The sequence below is a fragment of the Levilactobacillus koreensis JCM 16448 genome, from assembly GCF_001435525.1.
Classification (GTDB): domain Bacteria; phylum Bacillota; class Bacilli; order Lactobacillales; family Lactobacillaceae; genus Levilactobacillus; species Levilactobacillus koreensis.
On the sequence record NZ_AZDP01000095.1, the window covers coordinates 1 to 4,172 of the forward strand.

Sequence of the window (4,172 nt, forward strand, 5' to 3'; positions counted from 1 at the left end):
GGTAGAGCACCTGACTGTTAATCAGGTTGTCGACGGTTCGAGCCCGCCTGCCGGAGTCGGGTTAACCTGGTTAGCCAGTTAGTATGCCGGCTTAGCTCAGCTGGTAGAGCATCGGTATCGTAAACCGAGGGTCGGGGATTCGAATTCCTCAGCCGGCATCAAAGCAGTCGTTAGTCGTTGGGACTAACGGCTTTTTTTGTGCTTTCGAAAAAGCGTAAGCTGATTTTGAAAGTGGGGCGGATAACCGCAGATCAGCCATCGGCAAACCAGCATTCAAAATTAGGACAAGACTGATGTCGGCTGAAGGCCTTAAGGGACATACAGTGTTACTACATTATAGTCGCTCTGCCCTCGCTGAGGAGTGAGTAGACCCTAATGAAGCGGGGAGACGTTCATAATTGAACTGAGTCAGACTAGAATACTAGTCGCGATGACCATTTTAACGCCTTCTTATTTAGAACGGAAATGAGCAGGGGGCGGATAGTTGATTACAACCAAAATAGATGCTAGCCATGATTGTATCGATATTTAAGGGTTCATCCGATGATAAAATGACAGCGCTTTCGGAATGCTCATTTATTGGTATAGCCATTTTAAAATAATTGGTATAGATAACAAGAACGCCTACTTTACGGTGTAAACAAGGATAAAAATAAAATTGATTTTTACACTTTTTCTATTGTGGTATACCTCACCAAGTGCTATCCTATAACTAATGAATGAAAACGAAATCGGGAGATGTCATTATGAAGAATGTATTGTTAGTGTCTGGCAAAGGAAACTGTGGCCATTTATTTTTAGGGGAAGCAAAGCGGATTGCGGAAACTCGTAAGGTACCATTGAAGTTTACTGCGGTTAGCAGCGATGACGTAACCGCTGAATTAGTTGCGGAACAGGATTTAGTTTTACTCGTTCCACAAGACGGAGAAGCACTACACATTAGCTCCATTGCACCCGTAGTTGAGATTCCTAACGATATTTATGGTTGGTTAAATGGGGAAGCACTGGTTAAGTTTGCTTGCCATCAGTTGGATCAAAAGGCGGTTGTGGCTTAAACTAGTACGGAAGTAGCTGTCAGAATCACTTTCATTCGGCTGAATCAAGAATTGGCAACCTCTCCCTAAAAAGTAATCATGCGATTTGACCGTGTTAAGGTTAAATCGCTTTTTTAATATTATTCATAAAAAAATTAATAATGTGAGTTGCCCCGAAATGAATAAAAAATAAGAAGATTGCATGAGATAGCTAATAATTCCATCATTGTTTTTTCGCGTGATACCGGGGAATGGAGACGCTTTTATTAAGGAAACCGTTGCGTAACAGGACTTCATGCAGTATAATAACTACTATGTTTTATTAGAGAGCTATGAGACATCAGCGCCGTTGAAATTCCTACCGGCGACTGCGAAAGATAAAAATATTCATTTTGAGAAAAGCACTGGAGGTATTATAGTTTTGAATAACAAACCAGAATCAACCAGCCAAGATCGAACCTTCTTCGGTCAACCGCGTGGGTTATCGACTCTGTTCTTTACAGAAATGTGGGAACGGTTCAGTTACTACGGCATGCGGGCCATCCTGATCTACTACATGTACTACTCGATCACTAAGGGTGGTTTAGGATTTAGCCAAGCAACTGCCGCTTCCGTTATGTCCATTTACGGATCCATGGTTTACTTATCCTCAGTTCTTGGGGGATACATGAGTGACCGTGTTTGGGGAAGTCGAAAGACGGTCTTCATTGGTGGTGTCTTGATCATGTTCGGGCACATTGCGCTGTCCGTTCCTGCTGGGTCGATGGCTCTGTTCATCTCCATTCTCTTAATCGTCTTGGGGACTGGGCTATTGAAGCCTAACGTTTCTGAAATGGTCGGTGGCCTGTACGATGAGGGTGACACGCGCCGGGATTCCGGTTTTACCATCTTCGTATTCGGGATTAACTTAGGTTCCCTGGTTGCACCGTTGATCGTTGGTTGGTTAGGTCTGAAGTACAACTTCCACTTAGGGTTCTCCTTAGCCGCTATCGGGATGTTCTTAGGACTGGTTCAATACTGGATCGGTGGTAAGAAGTACCTGAGCAAGGACAGTTTATACCCAACTGATCCGCTGGAACCTGGTGACATGAAGAAGTTGACCGTTCGCTCAGGTATTGGTTTAGTTGCCTTTGCTTTAGTATTGGTTCTGATGTACCTCTTGGGTTCATTGAACTTAAACAACTTCGTGCTCTTACTGTCCGTGATTGCTATCGCTGCGCCAGTCGTTTACTTCGTTATCTTCTTGACAAGTAAGAAGGTCACGCCGACTGAACGGAAACACGTTTGGGCTTACTTAGGTCTCTTCATTGCCGCAATGATCTTCTGGGCAATTGAAGAACAAGGTTCATCTGTTTTGGCCCTGTTCGCTGCTAACCAGACGAATAACCACTTCTTGGGCGTACACATTTTGCCATCTTGGTACCAAATGTTGAACCCACTGTTTATCTTGATCTACACGCCATTCTTCGCCGCAATGTGGAACCGTTGGGGCAAGAAGCAACCAAGTTCGCCAGCTAAGTTCGCAACTGGTATGTTATTCGCCGGGGCATCTTACCTGATCATGGTTATCCCAGTTGTCTTATTTGGGACGAGCGCTAAGGTTAGCCCACTTTGGTTAGTTGGTAGCTGGGCAGTTGTTGAAATTGCTGAATTACTGATTTCACCAATTGGGTTGTCCGTAACGACAAAGCTGGCACCAAAGGCTTTCCAATCACAGATGATGAGTATGTGGTTCTTAGCCGATGCTGCTGGTCAAGCTGTTAACGCACAAATCGTTAAGCTGTACACGCCAGAAAACGAAGCGGCCTACTTTATGGGTGTCGCTATCGTGGCTATCGTAGCCGGGCTGATTATGTTTGCCCTGGTCAAGCCAATCAAGAACTTGATGGCTGGTATCAAATAAATCACGTTTTAAGACGAAAAGTGCTACTCTGGTTAAACGGAGTAGCATTTTTTATTGTGATTAATTATAGGGAGGAATTGACGATGGTTAGGGTCGCATTGATCAGTGATCTGCATTTTGACGTGAACAAACAGCCTGTGGTGGACGTCTTAGCCCAACAGGCGAGCTACTTGCGACAGCAAAATGTAGGCATCTATCTGATTGCGGGGGATATTACCAATCACTTTGACCAGTCGCTGGCCTACGTGACGGCGATGCAGCGTGAACTGGCGCCGGCCCAAGTCCGCTTTATTGCGGGTAACCATGACATGCTTCATGACGTGACGTATGCGGCCCTAGAATCGCCGTTAGCGCCAACTTACCTTCACGCGAGGTATTTAGACGTGGCTGGTACCGACTGGCGGATAATCGGCAATAATGGCTGGTATGACTACCAGTTTGCGGATAACCTTCAGGGGCGCAACTTTTTAGCGTGGAAGCGAGCGTTTTGGATCGACAGTAGTATTACCCAGCCGTTAAGTGATCTTCAAAGAATGGATCACGTCTTAACGGTCGTCGAAGAGCAGTTGCGGGCCGCTCAAATTGCGAAGAAACGGGTTTTATTCATGACTCATTTTGTGCCGCGGCGTGATTATATTCGATATACGGATGATGACCGCTTTTGGAACATGGCTAATGCAATGATGGGGAGTCCACGACTGGGGGACTTATTGAATCGGTATCGGGTTGAAATCGTGCAGTTTGGCCATATTCATCGGCATTTTGCGCCACAGCAATTTGGGTCGACCTGGTACTATAACCAAGCACTGGGCTATCATAATCGGCGTATCAATGAGTGGCAAGGGACGGATTTTATGACCGAATGGCGGCAAAGACTAAGAATTATTGACCTAAAATAAAAAAACTGCTAAAAAAGGCTTGACGGTTTATGCAGAATTTTGTATGATAATGAAGTTGATTCGTTACGGCGATTCACATTTTGGTGGGGTAGCGAAGTCTGGCTAAACGCGGCGGACTGTAAATCCGCTCCTTCGGGTTCGGTGGTTCGAATCCACTCCCCACCATTTTTATTATTGGGCTATAGCCAAGTGGTAAGGCAACGGGTTTTGATCCCGTGATGCACTGGTTCGAACCCAGTTAGCCCAACTAAGAACCAGTCACGGTGTGTGACTGGTTTTTTTAGTGCCTTTAGGCCCAGTTGAGCACGCTAAAGCGTGCGAAACAAAAAACCACCC

The 4,172-nt window shown here is 45.4% G+C and carries 3 protein-coding genes and 3 tRNA genes; all 6 read left to right on the top strand.

Features of this window, described 5'->3' with window-relative positions; genetic code table 11:
- Positions 1-85 precede the first annotated feature (85 nt).
- A tRNA-Thr gene (locus FC99_RS08505) sits at positions 86-158 on the top strand.
- Between the two features lie 588 nt (positions 159-746).
- Complete coding sequence (locus FC99_RS08510; protein ID WP_048732523.1) at positions 747-1,055, top strand: PTS sugar transporter subunit IIB; 309 nt, start codon at positions 747-749, stop codon at positions 1,053-1,055.
- 400 nt (positions 1,056-1,455) lie between these two features.
- Positions 1,456-2,937, top strand: a complete 1,482-nt coding sequence (locus FC99_RS08515; RefSeq protein ID WP_048732521.1) for a peptide MFS transporter — start codon at positions 1,456-1,458, stop codon at positions 2,935-2,937.
- Between the two features lie 83 nt (positions 2,938-3,020).
- Complete coding sequence (locus FC99_RS08520) at positions 3,021-3,836, top strand: metallophosphoesterase (protein ID WP_048732519.1); 816 nt, start codon at positions 3,021-3,023, stop codon at positions 3,834-3,836.
- A gap of 82 nt (positions 3,837-3,918) precedes the next feature.
- Positions 3,919-4,001 (top strand) — tRNA-Tyr (locus FC99_RS08525).
- Between the two features lie 10 nt (positions 4,002-4,011).
- A tRNA-Gln gene (locus FC99_RS08530) sits at positions 4,012-4,083 on the top strand.
- Positions 4,084-4,172 lie beyond the last annotated feature (89 nt).

What these genes read in the sequence shown, in the direction of transcription:
- FC99_RS08520 (WP_048732519.1), top strand. Translation starts at nt 3,021, where the DNA reads ATGGTTAGGGTCGCATTGATCAGTGATCTGCATTTTGACGTGAACAAA.
- FC99_RS08510 (WP_048732523.1), top strand. Translation starts at nt 747, where the DNA reads ATGAAGAATGTATTGTTAGTGTCTGGCAAAGGAAACTGTGGCCATTTA.